At 58.5% G+C, this 18,437-nt stretch carries 12 protein-coding genes; 3 read left to right on the top strand and 9 right to left on the bottom strand.

The window, feature by feature from the left end:
- Positions 1 to 66: 66 nt before the first annotated feature.
- Positions 67 to 1,386, bottom strand: a complete 1,320-nt coding sequence (locus C8R31_RS02830) for a cytochrome c (protein ID WP_107692530.1) — start codon at positions 1,384 to 1,386, stop codon at positions 67 to 69.
- The gene (locus C8R31_RS16635; protein WP_308811258.1) at positions 1,383 to 2,396 is read right to left on the bottom strand and encodes a cytochrome c4; all 1,014 of its coding nucleotides are present in this window, start codon (positions 2,394 to 2,396) and stop codon (positions 1,383 to 1,385) included. The genes C8R31_RS02830 and C8R31_RS16635 overlap by 4 nt, the downstream gene beginning before the upstream one ends.
- A gap of 47 nt (positions 2,397 to 2,443) precedes the next feature.
- Between C8R31_RS16635 and C8R31_RS02820 the strand changes: the two genes are divergently transcribed.
- The 3 genes from C8R31_RS02820 to C8R31_RS02810 all read left to right on the top strand — a co-directional run bounded on the left by C8R31_RS02820 (position 2,444) and on the right by C8R31_RS02810 (position 6,079).
- Positions 2,444 to 3,871 carry a PspA/IM30 family protein gene (locus tag C8R31_RS02820; protein WP_107692529.1) on the top strand — a complete coding sequence of 476 codons (1,428 nt, stop codon included), beginning with the start codon at positions 2,444 to 2,446 and terminating at the stop codon, positions 3,869 to 3,871.
- Between the two features lie 55 nt (positions 3,872 to 3,926).
- Positions 3,927 to 5,459, top strand: a complete 1,533-nt coding sequence (locus tag C8R31_RS02815) for a RimK family protein (protein ID WP_107692528.1) — start codon at positions 3,927 to 3,929, stop codon at positions 5,457 to 5,459.
- A gap of 425 nt (positions 5,460 to 5,884) precedes the next feature.
- The gene (locus tag C8R31_RS02810; protein ID WP_107692527.1) at positions 5,885 to 6,079 is read left to right on the top strand and encodes a hypothetical protein; all 195 of its coding nucleotides are present in this window, start codon (positions 5,885 to 5,887) and stop codon (positions 6,077 to 6,079) included.
- A gap of 63 nt (positions 6,080 to 6,142) precedes the next feature.
- Here C8R31_RS02810 and C8R31_RS02805 read toward each other — a convergent pair whose 3' ends face one another.
- The 7 genes from C8R31_RS02805 to C8R31_RS02775 form a co-directional block, all read right to left on the bottom strand.
- Positions 6,143 to 7,120 carry a glutathione S-transferase family protein gene (locus tag C8R31_RS02805; protein ID WP_107692526.1) on the bottom strand — a complete coding sequence of 326 codons (978 nt, stop codon included), beginning with the start codon at positions 7,118 to 7,120 and terminating at the stop codon, positions 6,143 to 6,145.
- A 127-nt stretch (positions 7,121 to 7,247) separates the two neighbouring features.
- Positions 7,248 to 8,618, bottom strand: coding sequence for an exopolysaccharide Pel transporter PelG (pelG, locus tag C8R31_RS02800; protein ID WP_107692525.1), 1,371 nt, complete (start codon positions 8,616 to 8,618; stop codon positions 7,248 to 7,250).
- A gap of 36 nt (positions 8,619 to 8,654) precedes the next feature.
- The gene (pelF, locus tag C8R31_RS02795) at positions 8,655 to 10,301 is read right to left on the bottom strand and encodes a GT4 family glycosyltransferase PelF (RefSeq protein WP_107692524.1); all 1,647 of its coding nucleotides are present in this window, start codon (positions 10,299 to 10,301) and stop codon (positions 8,655 to 8,657) included.
- Positions 10,298 to 11,443: a protein PelE gene (locus tag C8R31_RS02790; protein WP_107692523.1), complete on the bottom strand. Its 1,146-nt coding sequence runs from the start codon at positions 11,441 to 11,443 to the stop codon at positions 10,298 to 10,300. Before C8R31_RS02790 ends, pelF begins: the two co-directional genes overlap by 4 nt.
- Positions 11,443 to 12,744, bottom strand: coding sequence for a protein PelD (locus tag C8R31_RS02785; protein WP_107692522.1), 1,302 nt, complete (start codon positions 12,742 to 12,744; stop codon positions 11,443 to 11,445). Before C8R31_RS02785 ends, C8R31_RS02790 begins: the two co-directional genes overlap by 1 nt.
- Positions 12,741 to 15,461: a tetratricopeptide repeat protein gene (locus C8R31_RS02780; RefSeq protein ID WP_107692521.1), complete on the bottom strand. Its 2,721-nt coding sequence runs from the start codon at positions 15,459 to 15,461 to the stop codon at positions 12,741 to 12,743. The genes C8R31_RS02785 and C8R31_RS02780 overlap by 4 nt, the downstream gene beginning before the upstream one ends.
- The gene (locus C8R31_RS02775; protein ID WP_107692814.1) at positions 15,451 to 18,216 is read right to left on the bottom strand and encodes an endo alpha-1,4 polygalactosaminidase; all 2,766 of its coding nucleotides are present in this window, start codon (positions 18,214 to 18,216) and stop codon (positions 15,451 to 15,453) included. The genes C8R31_RS02780 and C8R31_RS02775 overlap by 11 nt, the downstream gene beginning before the upstream one ends.
- Positions 18,217 to 18,437 lie beyond the last annotated feature (221 nt).

Below are 18,437 nucleotides of genomic sequence, written 5' to 3'. Positions count from 1 at the left end.
CGTACGGAAGCGACGATTCCCGCAGATGCCGCCTTACTCCATCAGACCGGAGAAGACTCTTCCTTGTCAGTGCATGCCTTCGCGACTTTTGTCGACTTGCGGTGTCGTAACCAGGCCGGCGCGGTTACCCCATGCATTGCGGATATAGGACAATACCATCGCGACTTCCCCGTCGCTCAGGATCTGGGCGTAGGGAGGCATTCCGTAAGGTCGCGGATTGCCAGTGGTGGACGGCGGATAACCCCCATTCAGAACGCTACGGATTGCATTGATAGGAGGAGTCATGGTCACTCCGCGGTTGCCTGCAAGGGGTGGATAAATACCCGGCGCGCCTTCTCCGGACGTGCCATGGCAATCCTCGCAATGTTTCTTGTAAATTCTGGCGCCTTGCTGGAACCAGGCTTCGGCCTGCTCGGTGCGCGCTGGGGCCACCGCTTGCGCGCGCGGATTACTCTCGCCTAATGATTTGAGGTATACCGCCATCGCCCGCGCATCCGTCTTGCTCAGGTGTTGCAGGCTCTGACCGACTACTTCCGCCATTGGACCAGAGGTGGTTGCGCGTTCCGAAACGCCCGTGGTAAGCAACCGGGTGATTTCCTCTACCGGCCATGAGGCTATGCTCGCCTCGCTGCGCGCATTCAGTGATGGCGCGTACCAGTTCGTTCCCATGATTTGTCCGCCGCCCGTCGCTTCGCCTCCCACGGTTTCCCGTATGCCCCCCAGCGGGTCCCGCTCCGCATGGCACGCGCTGCAATGACCGAGTCCCTGCACCAGATACGCGCCACGGTTCCACTCGGCATTTTTGTCGGGCTCGGGCTGAAAAATACCCGGCTTGAAATAGATCATGCGCCAGAGGCTTAGCAACGGCTGGAAGTCATAGGGGAAGTTGATCCGGCTCGGCGGGTTTTTCTGCGCAACAGGCGCAAGCGCCTGAAGGTGAGCAAAAATGGCGTCGGAGTCCTCACGCGTAACCTTGGTGTATTCGGTATATGGAAATGCCGGATACAATGGGCGGCCATCGCGCGACTTTCCCTCGTGCATCGCTTTCCAGAAATCGTCGTCGTTCCAGTGCCCGATTCCGGTAGCCTTGTCCGGGGTGATATTAGGCGTAATAAACGTGCCGAAGGGCGTGGACAGGCTACGTCCGCCAGCATAGGGACGTCCCCCCTGCGCGGTATGGCACGCCATGCAATTTGCCGCCCGGGCGAGATAGGCGCCGCGCGCCCGGCGTTGTTCGGCCAGCAACGCCTTTCCGGTCTTCGCGTCCTTTACCTTTACCACCGGCGCCGCCTCAGCCGGCCCCTTCACTGCGGCCGCCCCTGCCAATCCTGCCAACCCAATACCTGCCGCGCAGGCAAGCACCGCCACGCCAAGGCTAGGTTTCATTGCGGGGCGCCTCCGAGTACGATGCTGCGGCACCGTTTTGCCATCCCAACGGGCAACGATTCAGCCGCCTCCATGCTTCCATCAACAGGGTGCGACGCCAGCCACGCCGCAACGGCGTTGATTTCCTCATTGGTGAGCTGTTTCGCGACCTCTGACATGCAATCCGGAGTCTGTCCCCGCATCAATCCCCCATTCTTCCACGCACCAAGCTGGGCAATCATGTAAACGCGGGGCAAACCCAGAAGTCCCGGAATAAAGGGGGCGGTGCCCATCAACTGCTTGCCGTGGCATTCAACGCACGCCGGTATCTTCCGCGCCGGGTCCCCCTGAAGGATGAGTTTCTCGGCCCGTCTCGTTTCGGCAGGGGACAGGACGACACGTTCCGGTGGTGGATAGGGCTGCTTCAGCGAGGCAAAATAGCCGGCCATCTCTAGCAGGTACTGGTCCGATGCGTTGGCCAGGAGCAAAGCCATGGGCGGGTAATAACGGCGGCCATCGCGGAAATTGCGCAACTGATTGAACAGGTAGCCCTTCGGCTTGCCTGCGATACGCGGGTAATAGCCGTCCCGCCCTACTCTGTCTTCCGTGCCGTGGCAGATGGTGCACGGCTTCATGCGCTCTGCCATCGAATCTGGAACCACATGGGGGGTCGGGGGCGTAGTCGTCGCCACTGCCCCGCCGTTAAACGCCAGAGCAATAAATGTCAACACTAAAAGCAGAAGTCGCTTCATGGCCTCTATCATTTGATCTGCACTGATGAGACTGTGGCCGCGCCGGCAAAGTTGCAACCGCTTTTCCATCAGTCCGCAGGGGCCTGTGCACGATCGAACGTGCACGAAGTCCGGGCTACGTCCCGCATCCCCTCCCCCGCCGTGCCTGCCGTACTGTACTTTAATATTCGCTATTCGCCAACGTTGCGCTCCACCGGCGGAGGTATTTCCCGTCGAGGCGGCAATACGCAAGCGCCATTCTGCTAGACTGAATTCTGCGTTGCTGAATTCCACGTCCATTTCACGCCACGTGGATGCGTGATCGCTTCGAGAGCATGGAGGGCCAAATGTTCGGTTCAAGCATACTGGAGGCGGCAATTGCCCTGATTTTCGTGTACTTGCTGCTCAGTCTCATGTGTACGGCGCTGAATGAAGGAATCGCCTCCCTGATCCAAAAACGGGGAAAGAACCTCTTTGAGGGGATCAAGAACCTCCTTAACGACCCTACTTTCACGGGGTTGGCGCAGCAGGTATACAACCACGGGCTGGTAGGCGGCATTTCACAGAATGCGGCGAACCCCAGCAAGCCGACCAGGCTTCCGTCATACATGTCATCGGCAAACTTCTCGCTCGCGCTGCTCGATATTCTCGGCACACGCGGCATTATTTCGGCCGAATACGGGGACCTGCTGGCCGCTGCCGAAAGCGCCGACGATGCATACGAGGAAGCCTTGCGCGCCGCAAAAGGCGAACCCGGCAATCCTCAGCTTGCTGAAGCGGTGGAGGCGGCAAAAGGCGCGCAGGAACGCGCCCGGGCCGCGCTTGAAGCAATTGGGGACAAGGCCAAGGCGGCGTATGAGCAGGCCGTGCAAGCGACCAATGCCAACCCGGGCGATTCGGACCTCGCCAGGCGCGCTTTGGAGGCGCGAAATACCTCGGAAAAAATCCGCGCCACGATCGGGATGCTCGATGCCCGCCGCGCCGCGGTCGCGTCGGCGAAAAATCCGAAAGAGCTTCGCCTCCTCCTCCTCGCCGGAAACACGTTGAAGCAGGCCCTTGCCCTGGGTCGCAGCTTTGCCGCGCAATATCCCGATCCGCTGGGCAATATTGAAGCGGCCCTCAAGCGAATGCCTGAAGGGCACACCAAAGAGACCTTGCTCGTTCTCGTGGATAAGACCCGGCGCGAAGTCGCGGAGGTTGAACATCAGGCGGAGGCCTTCCGCCGCAACCTGGAAGACTGGTTTAATGATGCCATGGACAGGGTCGGCGGTTGGTACAAACGTTGGACACAACGGGTGCTTCTCATCCTGGCGACATTGCTCGTCCTGGTTTCAAATGCCGATACCGTGATGCTCGTTCAGCAGCTTTCAACCAACGATGCGCTGCGTGCATCGCTCGTCGCAGCTGCGCAGGAGGCGGTAAAAACAGTGCCGCCTCCCGGCGGCGCGGAACCCAGCTCCCCCGAACCTGATTCCAGCGCCAAACGCGACAATACGACCATCCAGTACATTCTTCAGCAAACGCAGTCTCTTCAACTTCCCGTAGGGTGGTCGCTTGACCCCAAGGACCCGAGATACTTCCAGTTTCCGGAATTTTCCCTCGATTTTGCAGGATGGGCGTTTTACAAGGTATTCGGCCTGCTGATTTCGATACTTGCGATATCGATGGGCGCCCCCTTCTGGTTTGATACCCTCAGCAAGTTTGTCAACCTCCGCAGCGCAGGTACTCCGCCGGGCGAAACCCGCAAAAGCGCGCCCAGTCCTGAACGCTCGTAGATTGCGCCTGATCAGGGCTTAAGAAACGCGGTCCGCGACCGTATGATGTTATTCCATGAATATTCTTATTGTGGTGGACGAACCCGACGATTGGGCTCTGGAGATTCCGGAGGCGAAGATCATCGCCGCACGGAGCTATCTGAACGGTTCAGGCTTTCACCCTGATCCGCCCGCGACGCGCACCGTCGGGCGTTCCCGCGCGGCTCACAAGGCTGGGCAGGGCATGAGCCGCTCCGTCAAGCTGTTCAATTTATGCAAATCCTACCGCTACCAAAGCTCAGGTTATTATGTTTCGTTACTTGCCGAGGCCCGCGGGCATAAGCCGCTGCCGACCGTGGGCGCGATCGAGGACTTGCACAACCAAGCCCTTGTGCGCCACCTTACCGAGGACCTGAGCAGCCTGATCCAGCGTCTTCTCGCACCGCTGACGACGGATGAGTTCGAACTGTGCATCTATTTTGGTCGCGACACCGGCGACCTCTATCATCCGCTCAGCCGAGAGCTGTTTGCGCTACTCCAGGTACCCATGCTGGCGGCGCGTTTCCAGCGCCATAACAATCAGTGGAGTCTGCGCAGCGTGCGAGCCATCGGCGCAAGCGACCTGCCACCGGGGCATCATGAGTTCGTGACAGGCGCCGCCAGGGAATATTTCACGGGACGCATGCGATGGTCAAAGAAACGGGCCCCTCGCTTCGATCTCGCCATTCTTTACGATCCGGACGACCCCGAACCGCCGTCGAACGCAAAGGCGCTGGAAAAATTCAAGAGCGCAGCTGAGGAACTGAGCATGCGAGTGGAATTCATCGGTCGCAGCGACATCAGCCGCCTGCCTCAATTCGACGCCCTGTTCATTCGCGACACAACCTTCGTCAACCACTACACTTACCGCTTTTCCCGGCGGGCAGTCGCAGAGGGGTTGGTCGTGATCGACGCGCCCGACTCCATCCTCAAGTGCAGCAATAAGGTTTATCTGGCGGAACTGTTTGCGCAGCACGGTATCGAAACCCCCAAAACGCTGCTCGTGCACCGGGACAACATTGCCGAGATCGTGCCTGAACTCGGTCTGCCCTGCGTACTGAAGCAACCCGATAGCGCATTCTCCCGGGGGGTAGTAAAGGTCGAAACGGAAGCCGAACTGATGCCCCTGGTAAGCGAGCTGCTGACAAAATCGGCGTTGATTATAGCCCAGGAATGGCTGCCTACCGAGTTCGACTGGCGGGTCGGCATTCTCGACCGGCGCGTCCTATTTGTCGCCAAATATTTTTTCCCCTCCGGCCATTGGCAGGTCGTAAGACGCGACTCGGAGCGGCGCAAGCTGAGCGAAGGACCTACCCAGGCCGTGCCCGTGGACGAGGCGCCAAAAGAAGTGGTCAGGATCGCGCTAAAGTCCGCTAATCTTATCGGAGAGAGCTTATACGGCGTGGACGTCAAGCAGGTGGGTAAACGCTGTTATGTCATCGAAGTCAACGATAACCCGAATGTGGACGCGGGTAACGAAGACGGCGTGATTAAGGATGCGCTTTACCGCGAGGTGATGAGTGTTTTCCTAAAGCGGATCGAAGCGCGCAAACAAAACCATGCGCGGTAAGTTCAACGACAGCGGCGGTGAGCATCGCTCGGCTCGGCATGGCAGCGCCTCCATTGCCCTGCTGTCAAGTGATGTGAGGTTACGTGCGAAAAGTGGAGCGTCGCGGCCCCAACACAGAGCCGTGCAGCGGTGAAAACGCATAGCTCGGATGATCTGCATGCATCCATGTACCAACTTAACTGGTGACGAAAATATTTACAATTCCGCCCCCGAAGATTTGCAACAGTCGGAAAAAACCCTGCGTATCCAGCTGATTTTCAGGAAAATTTTTAAAATCCCGGATTCACCATGCAATTCAGGCACGTCTTATGCATAAGCAGTGTCAGGGACATGGCGCACGAGCGCTGCCCCGCAGCAGCGAAGCTGCACGGCCGATTATCCCAAACCTGCCATGACGGAGTTACCCGGAATCCTGAGGAATTGAAATGCGTAAAATGCTTGGTTTTGGTGGTTCACACCTGCTCTATTTTCTTGCTGACTGCGTGGACACAGTCATGCAAAAAACCGGATCGAGGATGCTTTTTCCTGTCTACAGTAAACTGCTGGTCCGCTCGGCCGATGTCGAAAACTGGGGCGGCGGAGGCGGTGCCTGGGGCGAGATGTGGGCGGGGCAGAAATAGGCTCGACGGGTCGGATGGATGATTCCGGTCCCGTGGCACACGATCAGTAAACAAGTATACGTATTAAATCGCGTCACGTTTGTGCGGCCGGTCCAGATCGAGGATCGGCCCGGCCGGCACGATGCCGTTGGGATTAATGGTGGGATGACTGCGGTAGTAGTGCTCCTTGATGTGGCCGAAGTCGACCGTCGCCGCGACGCCGGGCCACTGGTACAGCTCGCGCGTGAAGCCCCAAAGGTTGGGGTAATCGACCAGCCGCCTCAAATTGCACTTGAAGTGCCCGCAGTAAACCGAATCGAAACGAATCAGGGTGGTGAACAGCCGCCAGTCCGCCTCGGTGATGCGCTCGCCGAGTAAATAGCGCTGGCGGGATAGCCGCTGCTCGAGCTCGTCCAGGCAATCGAATAAAGCGGTGACGGCGAGTTCGTAAACGCGCTGACTGGTGGCAAAGCCAGCCTTGTAGACCCCATTATTCACAGCATCATAGATCCGCGCGTTGATCTCATCGATTTGTGGGAGTAGCGCCTCCGGGGCATAATCTCCCGGCAGGGCGCCGATGCCGTCAAAGGCGGAATTCAGCATGCGAATGATTTCCGATGACTCATTGTTGACAATCGTGTCTCGCTGCCGGTCCCACAGCACCGGTACCGTAACCCTTCCGCTATAGTCCGGCTTGGCTCGGCAGTAGATTTCATACAGATTGCGGGCGTGATGGATGGGATCAGGTATTACGCCGGGCGCTTCCTCGAACGTCCAGCCGTTTTCGCCCATGTAGGGACTGACGACCGACACGCCGATCATCCGCTCAAGCCCCTTGAGAATGCGAAAAATCAGCGTACGATGCGCCCAGGGGCAAGCCAGCGAAACGTACAGGTGATAGCGTCCTGCCTCGGCCCGAAACCCCGCTTCGCCAGTGGGTCCCGCGCTTCCATCAGCCGTGATCCAGTTGCGAAATTGCGCATCGGTGCGCACAAACCTGCCACCCGTGGCGGAGGTATCGTACCACTCATCCACCCACTTGCCCTCGATCAGCAAGCCCATGTTGATCCTCCCCGTTTCTTGCAGAGCTGGCGTGTATCAGTGTAACTCATGGATAGAGCAAAGGATTAACCAAAAGCATTAGCCAACATGGCACGGCGGAAAGCAGAAAGGGTCTCTGACGACCAGCCTAATTCTGCAGCATGAAGGTTTCATATTCGAGCCGGTTGAACTTGTGCGACAGGATGAACAGGCCAAGAAAGGCTGATACCGTCACCGATGCGGCGAATCCATAGCCGAAAGACTCCGCGCCAAGGTGCAAGGTGGCGAAGGTGAACAGCAGGTTGGTCAGGAAAAAGCATCCTGTGATGATCAATACTTCGCGTCGGGCATCGAGATAAAACAGCACGTTGAGTATCGCCATCAGCAGTACCTGCACGCTGACCGCGACCACGTCGATGTAGAACAAATGGATATATAGCGGAGAGATGCCGACAGCGTGGAGCAGGTCCCTGCCCCATAACAGGCACAGTACTACCGTCAAACCCTGCACCTTGAAAATTTCGTAGATTCCCTGGCGCGCCGCGTACACCATTCGATCGCGTCGGTGTTCGATATGCATTAGGGTGTCGCCTTCGCGCACTGCCCGGTAAAAGCGGTCGTGTTGTTCGGCGAAATCCGCTTCCATCGTTACCAGAAACACGGCCATGCCGGGCAGAATAAACAGGTAGGCCAGAAAGATGGGAAGGTCATAGATAATTGACGCCCGCAGCGGGCCGATCACCGCCTCGGAAGTATATGGCACGAACCAGAAGATGAATTTATCGACCCAGACCGCCAGGTAATAAAGGGTCCCGACTGCGAACAAACTGTAAAAACTGCGCTTGCGGTCCAGAAAGTCGAATTTGAGCAAGCCATTGCCGGGGTATTCGCGCACGATGTGGTGCAAAAACGAAAACAGCAGGTAGCTGTGCCCGACCAATACGCCCAGCAGCAGGCCGTTCAATTTCCACTGCGAAGCGGCGAGCCCGACGGCGATACCGAGCAGGTAGCCTTTAGCCAATGTCCAGACGATCCGCCGATAGGCTTTCATCCCGGATAAAAATATAAGACCGATCCACATGCCGCTCAAAACGACAAAATTGCACAGCAGCAATAGCTGCTGAATAAACGGGCCGGTGAAAAACCAGAAAATGAAAGGTGCAGCCAAAGCGAAGCCGCCTGCCATCGTAAACATCAGGACGCCAAACAGGTTGGGTAATACCTCGGCCTTGTCATCCGCATAAGTACGATCGGCGACAAAACGCGTGAACATCAGTTGCATGCCGCCGGTCCAGATCAGCGACGCCGCCATGAGGTAGGTGACGCAAATCTGGAAAGCGTTGACCTCGCGCTGGCCCACGCCGAGCGTGACCGCAAGGACCCCGATCATCATGATGCTGAGGATAGAGAGCACCCAGGGACCGCCGCTGACCATTCCGGCATAGCCATACGCGCGTATTACCGACCAGTAACTGTCGCGTTCCAGAATCTTGCGTATTTCGAAACCGATACCCGCCATATACGCCCTTAACCGTGTACTTGAACCGCCGAGTACTTAAACCGGGTGTGTAACCGTGCACCCGGCGTTCTCTGAAAACCCCGATGTCCCCGAAGACCCCGGGGCGAGCGTTTCCATATAAAGATTCCGGTAGGAAGAAAACATAAGCTTGTCGTCGTAGTAACGCGCCACCCGCGCAAGCCCTGCCTGCTGCGCCTGCCGCCAGCGCCCGGCGTCGTTGAGCAGTTCAAGCGCCGCTTCGGCGGTTCCTTGCGGGTCGGCAATTGGGACCACGCTGCCCGCTGCGCCGAGCGCCCAATCCTCCTCACTGCGGCCTTCTATCAACTCCCGGCAGGAACCGACATCCGTGGCCAGACAAGGCAAGCCGCTGGCAAACGCTTCAAGCACCACCAATGGCAGTGCCTCGCTGATCGAAGTCAGCACCATCAGGCCAAGTTGCGGCAGGATATCCAGCACGTTCTGAAAGCCCAGGAACTTGACGTTGTCATTCAAGCCCAGGCTGGTCGCAAGCTCCTTGCATTCGGTCACGTACAGCTGATCTTCGTCTTCGGGGCCGACTATCCACCCCTGTATGTCGGGCCGCCGATTGACCAGTATTCGCAAGGTTCTGATGAATGTCTTGATGTCCTTGATCGGCACGACCCGGCCGACCAGTCCCAGTACGGGCGGCACCGTCTCCGGCCGCCTCTCCAGGGCGGCGCGATAGCGCTCCAGGCTGATACCGTTGGTGATGACGCGGGTTCTTTCGGGCGCCGCCCCATCCGCAATCTGACGCTGCCGGTTGCCTTCATACAAGCTGACAATGGGTGATGCCTGGCCGTACGCCATGCGGCCGATCTGCTCGTAGAACCTGATCCAGAGGCCTCGTATATACCCCATTTCATCATGCAAGGTATTGCAGACGTCGTCGTTGTGATCGTGCAACCACGTCGCCTGCGCCAGATCGATTTTTCGTTCTTTCGTATAAATGCCATGCTCGGTGAGAACGAATGGGATCTCGCGCCGCAGCCGTATCATCGAACCCAGCAATCCGGCGTAACCGGTGGAAATTGCATGCACTGCCCGCACGGGCGGGAGCCCGGCGGCAATGCGCGCCAACACGAACAGCGGGGCATGCATGGCGCGGACGGCCCAGAAATAGTCGACAAAGGATGGCTCGGTGCAGCGCTGCCGATACTGCTCCGTAATGTACTCCCAGGAAGCCCGGCTATAGAGAAAATCTTCCTGGCTGATGCCGTTTGCGGAGCCCAGCCGGGTAAATGCGTCCATCATTTCCTTGCCGGGGATTTCCCCGCCCCGACGCAAGTACTCATGCAAACTGTCCATCTGCGCAAACGCGCGGCGATTGCCGGCGCGCGCACCGGGCTTGCCATGCCTGTCCTGGCGGAGCAGATAATGCGTTTCGACATGCGTGACGTTGGCGGGGTATTGATACTGTACCGGGCCGTACATGGACGGATCGCTGCCAATAAAAACGACGGCGAACCTGATCTCCGGCAAGGCGCTGATGATCTGATGGACCCAGGACGATACCCCGCCCCGCACATACGGATAAGTGCCTTCCAGCAACAGCGCGATGTCGGCTACGGGTGCCACAATCGGTCCAGTTGCCCGTTTTTCTGCCGGTTTCCCCGCCGGTCCTGGTGACTGGTCACCGGCTTCCGTTTCAATTACCCTGTTCATCTGTTCCACCACGCTGTGACGAGCGCGAGATCGCGCCCCTTTTCACCCCGGCGGCCCCCGGCGGATAAGTGGCGTCTCACATCGGCGAACTTCCGCTCATGAAACGCGATCTCGGCCAGCCAGGGCGCAACTTTCTGCTCCCCCATCCCGTCGCCTTGCGCGCGGGCAAACGCTTTTTTCGCCTGTGCAAGATCATTTGCTTCCAGCAAAATGCGTCCATACAGCATCCAGCTGTCCGCATCCGCAGCCTCCGCAGCAGCGGGCGATTCAGGTATCTCCCGACTCTCTGAGCTGGGTAATGCGGCAACAGCCAGCGTAGTGGACGCAGGGCGAGACCCATGGCCAGCCCCATGCCCAGACACCTTGCCTGTTACATGATCCGGTGACATGAGCGCAAACTCGATATGACGTCGCGCAGTTGCCAGCCAGTGTTGCCGGACCGCGCCCTGCACCAGCCGGTGATAAACCAGCTCCCAGCATAATGCGGCAATGGTCTTGTGGCTGGCATTCCGCCTGCGCACAGGTAAATCCGGCAGCGCTTCGGTCAGGACAAGGATACGATCGGCCAGCTTTTTCTCGCTGTTGTCCAGCATGGCATAAGCGAGCAAACGTACGTCATCGACCGGATCGCGCGTTGCTTTCGACCATACCGCCATCGCGTCCCGGGGGGGCATATGGCGCGTGGCCATTACCGCTTTCAAGCGCTTCAATGGCCGCGGGGCAAAATGCACAATCTGACGCAGGGCCCCTTGGCTGTAGGGTGGGGCTTCATAGATGACCGGCGGCGAAAACGGCAATTCGGGCAAGCGAATAATCCGCGCGCCCTCGAAAGCCCGCCCGCGAGGCTGTTTCAAGGCGCTGACGACACTCCACAGCACGCCCAGTGCGCCCGCTACGGGTAAAATCAATAGCAGCACGAAAAGAAACCCCAAGGGTCTCCGTGCTGGCAGCTTGTAGCGGCGCGGCAACAATTGCCAGAAACCCCATGCAAGGAAATAGGACGAAATCGCATGGAACGCGATCGCTCCCAATATTGCCCACTTTGCCATCCCGGCTGCCGCCCCGTCTCCCGCGCTCAACCAGAGCAACACACCGGCAAGCACCTCGGCCGTAACTCCCACCAGCATTGGCTGGCGATACATCAGCGCGGCTCCAGACGCCGGATGGCTTGGGGATCAACTTCGCCGATCGCAAGCAACTCGCTTGTTAAAGTCGCGAGAACGCCCCCTTCGCGCTGCATCCATGCTTTGGCACCGGCGATATCCGTGAGCGGCAGCAGGACCCAGATCACAAATTCGCCTTTATCATCCCGCCCGATGCAAATCAGGTCGATACCGCGAACCGAGGAACGCAGTTTTTCATAAACGCGCGCCAGTTCGCCGGTTTCGCTTTCCCTATTGCCCTCCCCTATCGCAGCAGACACCTTCAGGAGTGTCGCGTCGAGCTTGAATCGGGCGTGGTCCTGGCACACGCGCTCGAACGCGGCAATAAACCGCCCGGTAGATGAAGTAGCCGCGCCAAAACGGAGATGATCCACTCCATGCCCAACGAGCACGGCGATAAGCTTCAGATTGTCTTCGTGAAATGCGAAAAACGGCATTGACCTTACCATCAATATCGCATGGATATCTCCGGTCGAGTCCGCCAGTGGAATTGCAGCCAGCAACGTATTTTGATCCACGGCCTGCTCTTTCACCAGATTCACCGTGGCCAACTCGCCGCTTTCAAGCGCGGCTGCTACCACCGGATCGCCTTCGTCGATCGCGAAACGCTCGCCGACCCCCGCCAGTACCTTGGCGGAATCGACCCGGTCGCCACTGAGCCCCACGATGGAAGCCTGCGTCAGCGCAGCATATTCCGCCACGAATTCAAGCAACCGGGTGAAGGAAGCATGAGTCAACCCATCGATTGTTTCCAGCCCCGACTGTAAACGGATGATGCCTTCGCGCAGCGAAAAACCACTGTTGGCAACGGTCTGCTCCAGGCGATCATGCGACAAGCGCAGTAGCTGATAACTACGGGTGAACTCCTCAAGCCGTTCGGCGCGGTACTGATAGGCGCCTTCCAGACGGTGCAGACGCCGGCCCCATATGTCGCGGAACTCCCCCGCCACCATTCCCACCACAACCACGCCGATCGCCCACGCCAGCGGAAACCCGGGCGCCGCCTGCCACTGCTGGTTGATGGCCACGCCCAGCGCTGCCAATATCAGCAGCGCGCTCACAAAAGCATAGACAAACCCATAGCGTAACCCCGCCAGCAGGGGCGCGAGCACTGGCCAGGGAAATCCGCCTTCCAGCCTGAAAGGGTCCTGCTGCTGGGTAAAAAACGACGCGGCCATCACAAGCGCGGTCAGCAGCAACGTTTCAAACCATCCCCCCCACGGCGGCACAGCCTTATTGACATCAATGACTTCGATGCCTTCCAGCCATGGTTTCTTCATAATTTTGCCGGCTCCTTCTCCGGCACCGGTTTTCTCTGGGATTCACGTATTTTCGCCAAGGTCTGACGGCAGATATCGAGTTCGCCATCCAAAGAGTTTTGACTGGCCGGCGCTTTTCCCCCCAGCCACCGGTTTGCCCGCTCGATGTCCTCGATTGAGAGCGGCAGCATCTCGGCAGGCGCGGAATTATCCGTCTGTCCCTGCAGATAACGGGAAACCAGCGCCAGTTGCGCGGAAGTCGACACGTCTTCGCTATTCTTTACCGCATCGGCAAAGCGCTCCCAGGCGGGAGACGTCAGACGCTCACGCTGGCGCTGCAAGGCAAAATAGCGGGCGTTGTCGAGATCGCCGCTTAAACCCCAGTGTTTTTGCACAGACTGCATCTGTTGCTGCGCCTTTTCACCCTCTCCTGTTACGCGTCGCGCTCGCGCCTCTCTCAATCCAACGATATGCTCGGCCAGTCGTTTGGGATATTTCACGTCCTTTTGCGCGGAATCTCGCGCGGCAAACATTTGCAATACCGCATAGCGGGTGTGGTTCGCATGAGCGGAGCAGCCAGCCCATTCCATATTATCGGCTAGCGTCAATGTCCATAGAAAGTCCGCAGGCCTCGTTCCGAGTGATCGCAGGTACCAGGCCGCCGCCTGAACAGGTCTGCCCAACGTTTGCTCTGCCGCCGCCAGTGCTTCCACCAGCGGCGGACTTACCGTCGCCGAATTTGCCGGTTGCCCCCGATACGGTTGAACTACCGCGTCAAGCAAGGCTTGGTCAAATTGGGTTTCGGACAGCAGCAGCCAGATCATCGCTTCCGTTACTTCGGGGTCTGGACCCCGCAAACGTAAAATCTCCCGCAATGACTCGCGGGCTGCATCCCCCTCGCCGCTTGCCATCTTTCGCATCGCGCGAAAGTACCAGTAGTCAGGGGCCTGCGCCATTGCAACCGGCGTAGAGGCCCGCATTTCGTCGGCAAGCGCAAGCCAGTGATCAAGTTCCTGCCAATTCTCCCGTTTCCATGAAAAACGCATGAGCCGTTGCAGATCTTCGACGCGCTTCAAACGATCCCACCCGTAGCGCGCGAGTTGTTCACTTTTTTTATCATCGCGATGACGTGCAGCCAGGCGCTGAAGATGCTCAAGTATTTCCACGTCATCGGGGCGGAAGCTTAAAACCTTTTCGTACGCCTTGCTTGCGTAAGCGTCCTTCCCGAGCCGCACGGCAACTTTTGCCAGCAAGAGCCAATACTCTTCGGCGTACGATGGATCGGGGGAATCAATGTCCCGCAGAAGCAAGTCAAAACTCTTCTGCACGTTCCCGGTTTCCTCGAATAATCGCGCCAGCGCCATTCTCTGCTCGCCATTCTCCACGTCGGGCTGCCCCTGCCGCAACTTCAGCGCGGCCTGCGGCTCGCCTTTAAGAACCAGCACATCGGAAAGTGCTTTGACGGTTGCGGGAGGGTTGTTGAATCGTTCCGCATGGCGGCGCAACTGCGCCTCCACATGGGAGGGTTGCCCAATGCTCAGGCCCGCCGTGACATAAGCATCAGCCTCTGCGGCCGTCAGCGTGCGACGCATCATGACTGCCTCAAGCAACTGTAGCAGCGCCGCGTGGTCGGGCTTGGCCTGGGCAAGCTCAAAGGCGCGCGCTTCCGCCTCTTGATCCGCGCGCTGGCGCACAAAAGAAAGCCACGACGCCAGGGCCTCGTCAGGCTGCGCGTTCCAGTCATATATTCGGGCGATCAACCGGTGACGATCGCTGCCCGGCACTAGGGACGCCCGCAATCGCGCGGCATGGGCAACGCTTTCGCTCAACAGCCCCATCGACAACTGGAGACGCACGATGCGCTCCACCAGCATCAGATCATCAGGCGACAGCCTGCTCGATTCCTCCAGCCAGGCGAGGGCATGTTCACGATCCTCGAGCGGTTCGGCAATATTCGCGGCCAGCAATAAAAGCTCAGCATCACCCTCGGCAACCGGCTGGACCTGTACCGCGGCTTTGAGCGCTTCCCGATCGAGTCCGGCCTGAAGATAGGCGCGCAAACACGATTTTGCTACCTGCCTTTTGGCATCGCGCGACCGCTCAAGCAAGAACGCGTCGCACAAATTCCTCGCAGCCAACCTGGGCTGCGCTGCGGCCATGCGTTGACTGGCGGCGGAGATCAGCCAGCGCGCTTTCTTTTCACTGCTTTCGTCTCGCAGGGTGATCAACTGCTCAAAGGTTCCAGCCAGTACCGAAGGCTCACCAAACTGCTCCGCCAGCGCCACGACCTGATTTAACTCCTTGTCATTGCGCGCCATGCGCAGCAATGAGGGAATGAGCTCGGCGATACGCGCTCTCACCGCTTGTTCGATGTCTCCGCCGGGATGCTGGTAAAGCCGCTGCAGCGACAGCTTTAGCTCGGCCAACTGGATTTCGTAGGCCAGGGCCGATTCCGAAGCACGCTGCAGCGGCCCGATAGCTGAAACGGCTTCATCAGTCATGCCCGCTTCGGTCAATAGCTGAACAAACGACAGGCGCAGCGGCACGTTATGCGGGTCGGACTGGACCAGCACCCGAAGATAGGCCACCGACAAAGCGTCTTTTGCGGACAGGTTGGCCGGATCTCTGAAGGCCGGCTGGCGGGGAAATAATACCCAGAACGCGACCAGAACCACCGCGCTCATGAACATCAGGGCGGGCGCATTGAGTAGTGATTCCCGCCGTATCTCAGCATTCAAGCCGGAATTCCCCCGATGCGCCGTCTTCCGGCATGACGTAAACCGCATTCGACCCCTGCGATTTTGGAGTTAGCGCCTGCCCATCCATGCTGAGCACGCACGATACGGGCACTTCAAGCGTTAAGGGGCCTCGCGGCTCAAACAATAGCGTGGCTGAACCGTCCAAATTGAGATGCCAGGATTTCAATGGGGCGCTTGCCCCTGACAAACGTAACGCCGAGGCTTTGCCATCCCGCTCTCCATTGCCGGATTTGACCCCGGCGGTTTTAAGGATGGCATGGTTCCGGGCCAGAAAAATATAGCGGCTCGCGTGCAGATCAGAATAGCCGATGACGTCGCCGGAAATTTCTGGCGGTGTTTCGGAGACGGGCAAACGCACCGTTCTGAGGGCATCACCAAAAAGCAGCCAATTCCCGTCGAGGTCGCGCGCGATGCTCGCCGTTTGAAACGCACGCACACGCTGAGCATATTCGTGGACCCAAACCCCAAGCAAATTTTCCTCCCGCTGCTGCTCAACCAACTGATCCAGCAGTTCCGCTCCGCGCGCGTGCAGAAATGCATCGGCATGGATCGATATGGACGACACCCGCAGTCGCCGCCCAAGATCGAGCTGGTGGTTCCAGTCGCTGACTTTGCCGAAATTCAACGCTTCACCGTACCATAGCTGGGCGAAAAGCGGCTCTCCGGTCAGGGGCGTCAACACCTGGGGACCCCATTCCGTGGGACGTACCGCCGGAGAAAGATCCGCCAACGATAAAGGGCCACTCTGCCAGCGCAATCCGCCGCCGCCGTAGTGAGCCAAACCAGCCTTTTGTGCCGCCGCAAGCGTCGCGGGGCCGGGTTTGCCATCGCCGGACCAGATCAGCAGCGTGGGCGACTGAGGCGCAATCGATTGCAGAAACGTGACGGTCCCGCCGGTTTCGCGTGTTATATCCGCCGCATAATCCTGCATGAATACGCTGTACCGATAAGGCTGCTGGTCGGCATCCTTCTTGCCCTCGAACACGCCCCAATAAAACGGATGGCTGTAGGTGTGACTCGCCAATCGTACCTGCGGCATCGCCGCGAACTGGCGCAGTTTTTCGCGATGCTGTTCGTCGTTGACTTCCGCTTCGATAACACCCAGCGTGACCGGCGCGCCATTTTTTTCTATCCATGCCCGAAGCCGGTCAATCGCCTCCACGCCTTGTTCATCTTTGACGAACAGGCGATCGCCCCTGACTTCGATAAGACCCAGACGGCGTCCGTTTTCCGTGGTCATATCGAACACCGGTTGCACCGGCAGGCGCAGGGCTGCCTGAAAAAAGGAAAACGGGTCCAGCAACCAGTCACGTCGGCCGGATGCGCTCTCGCTGATGATATGTGGATGCAGCGCATAGCCTCCCCATGCGCTTACCGCAATCGGATGAAAGGATTTCTCGCCATCGCTCAAGGTCAGCCAGGCGTCGTTCCTATCGCGCGCGCGAACGTCGGGCGTGCCGCTACCCACAACCGGCGCATTATCAGGCCGGCCGAGACGATCGCTGACCGCGCCGAGTTCAAGCGAGTCTGTCGCCGGTTGCAGGTCGCCCTGATAATCGATCAGGTCCCGGCAGGCCACGCCAGACGGCAGGTGACCCACGAATACCACCGGCAAGCCCGCGTCGACTTCGGGCTTCAAACGCGCGCACACACTTTCATAGCGTCCGTTGGAATCCAGGGCCTCCCCATTCAGCCATGCGATGATTCCGGCATAACGTCCCACGAGCGGCTCAATGGGCAGGGGGAGCTGGTCGATATACCAGTAATCGAGCGCCAGCCCGAGATATTCCAAAGGCATCGCCGCGTGCCTGAACAGTTCCTGGTCCATTTGCTGGGCGGGCGTACCGTTTATAATCGCAAGCAGCTTGCGCGAGGCCAGGCGCAAGCGGCCCTGCCCCAGCCAGGTCAAATCTCCATTCGCGACCCAGGGCATGAATCCAAGCTTGACGATCTGCTGCGCGGTTTTTTCCGCCTCCGCCCAATTGCCCGGCTCGACATAATCAAGCACGGTAACGGGTACCTTGAATTCATTTTGGGCGCGGTTCAACTGGTTAAGGAGCCACGCCCTGTTTTCCTCCTTGGTCGGTGCATGCTTGCCTGTAACCGGATCGAAGCCGTGAAAGAGCGATTCGGCAACCATCCCGTCAGCATACTGGCTGGCGCGGTCCAATACTTCGAACCCTCGATTGAGAATAAGCTTGCAACCAGGAAAGCGCCGCTTTACCTCGGCGAGCAGCGCCACCAGGCCTGTCTCCTGTTCCTCCCGGATCTTTCCTTCGCTCGTTACGATCAGGTAGCTGTCCACGGTATCGAGAAAAAAGGCGCGATAGCCGTCCTGCCACAGCCGGCCGAAATGCTGTTCCAGCAGATAATCGTGCCAGGCGGGGTCGGTCATATCCATCACCAGACTGTTCCACGCCGGGTTTATGCCGATCGACCATTTCGTCTTGATGCGCGGCATATCCTCGCTATTGCGCGCCACCTCGCCGAATGAAACGTAAGCGAACACGAGCGCATCCAGATTCAACAATGCGGTTTTCTCATGTGGCAGGATTTGGCTGGGTTGAATGACGATCTGATCGAAATGGCGCAAATCCTCGACCGGCGGTCGACTGCCATAATAAAAGACGATATCGCGCTGTTCCAGCCCACCGGTTTCGGCGGCAAGCACGGCGGACGTCATAAACAGGAATGGCAGCAACAGCCAACCCACGCGGAAACGGAAAGAAAACATTTCGCTGTTAAATACCGGTATATTATTGCTGTACATTGGACAGGGATAGAAGATACTACAGCTATCTTCTCATCTTTCCCGCTGCTAGACACGCTGCCAGCCATATGCTGGTTGAGCGTTAATAAACGCTTAGCGGTTCGGCTCATAAGCAACGCTTATGAAACACCCTTGCAGGTTCTGAACGGTACGTCCGGCCGCGGCGCACGTCGCCAGCGCAGAGG

It is taken from the genome of Nitrosospira sp. Nsp2 (assembly GCF_003050965.1).
Classification (GTDB): Bacteria; Pseudomonadota; Gammaproteobacteria; order Burkholderiales; family Nitrosomonadaceae; genus Nitrosospira.
This window is presented reverse-complemented; position numbering and strand designations above follow the sequence as displayed.